This window comes from Nonomuraea sp. NPDC049784 (genome assembly GCF_040659615.1).
In the GTDB taxonomy this organism is placed as follows: domain Bacteria; phylum Actinomycetota; class Actinomycetes; order Streptosporangiales; family Streptosporangiaceae; genus Nonomuraea.
Genome location: NZ_JBFAMX010001306.1, coordinates 1 through 1,086, shown reverse-complemented (window position 1 = coordinate 1,086; position 1,086 = coordinate 1). Strand labels below are relative to the sequence as shown.

The following is a 1,086-nucleotide window of genomic DNA, read 5'->3' as shown; positions in this document are numbered from 1 at the left end:
AGCACCCCGCCCGCACGTGCCGGGGCGCCATCGCTCCTGACGCCCGCGTTGCGGTAGCGTGCGGAGCCTCGGCCCCGTGATCGAAGGACTCAAGGAGGGACGACCGTGGACACGTCCTTGGAGAGCCACCTGCAGGACCTCTACCCGCGGGGCCGCGAGCACGACGCCCCGCTGGCCGACCGCCTCCTCAGGCTGCGCAACATGACGCCCGCCGCCGCGGGGCTGATCGCGCTGCTCATCCGGGTGCAGGGCAGCCGGAACGTGTTGGAGATCGGTACGTCCAACGGCTACTCGGCGATCTGGTTCGCCGACGCCGTGCGGGACACCGGAGGTCACCTGGTCACGGTGGAGGTCGACGGCGAGCGGGTCGAGCAGGCACGCGCCAACATCGCCGCGGCGGGGGTAGCCGAGCACGTGAGCGTGGTGCACGGCGACGGCGGCGAGGTGCTGGCGGCCGCCGCGGACGCGTCGGCCGACCTGGTGGTGCTCGACGCCGAGCGGCCCGCGTACGTGGGCTACTGGCCCCACCTGCGGCGGGTGCTCGCGTCCAGGGGCGTCATCGCGGTGGACAACGCCGTCAGTCACCGTGGGCAGGTGGAGGAGTTCCGCAAGCTGCCGGCGGCAGACGGGGACTTCGCCGTGCGCCTGATCGAGTTGGGCGACGGGGTGCTCACCGCGGTCCGGCGGCGCTAGTCCGAGGGCTCGACCTCGTACTACTTCCGCACGCGCCAGGCGCTGCTGCGCGCGGCGGTGGAGCGGCTCGCCGAGTACATCTGAGCCGAACTGACCTCGCTGGAGGAGATCGCGAAGCCGGCGACCGACCACGAGGCGCTGACCGTACTGCGCCGGCCATGATCGACCTCACAGGGCGCACCGCGCTGGTCATAGGGTCCGCCTCCGGCATGGGCGCCGCCATGGCGACGCGGCTGGCGGCGGCCGGCGCCGCTGTCATCGTGCACGGCCGTACCGAGTCACAGGTCGAGCAGGCGTGCCGACGGCTCACCGAGACCGTGCCCGGCGCGGAGGTACGTCGGCGCCGGTGACCACGTGCGCGTGCCCTACAAGGGCCGCAACAAGCCCGCCTTG

The 1,086-nt window shown here is 72.9% G+C and carries 2 protein-coding genes; both read left to right on the top strand.

Features of this window, described 5'->3' with window-relative positions; translation table 11 throughout:
• Positions 1-105: 105 nt before the first annotated feature.
• Positions 106-693, top strand: a complete 588-nt coding sequence (locus AB0J09_RS65620; protein WP_360714713.1) for a class I SAM-dependent methyltransferase — start codon at positions 106-108, stop codon at positions 691-693.
• Between the two features lie 158 nt (positions 694-851).
• Complete coding sequence (locus AB0J09_RS65615; protein WP_360714711.1) at positions 852-1,043, top strand: SDR family NAD(P)-dependent oxidoreductase; 192 nt, start codon at positions 852-854, stop codon at positions 1,041-1,043.
• Positions 1,044-1,086 lie beyond the last annotated feature (43 nt).

Bases quoted from the DNA above. Each gene is read 5' to 3' on its own strand.
- AB0J09_RS65615 (WP_360714711.1), top strand. From the start codon at position 852: ATGATCGACCTCACAGGGCGCACCGCGCTGGTCATAGGGTCCGCCTCC.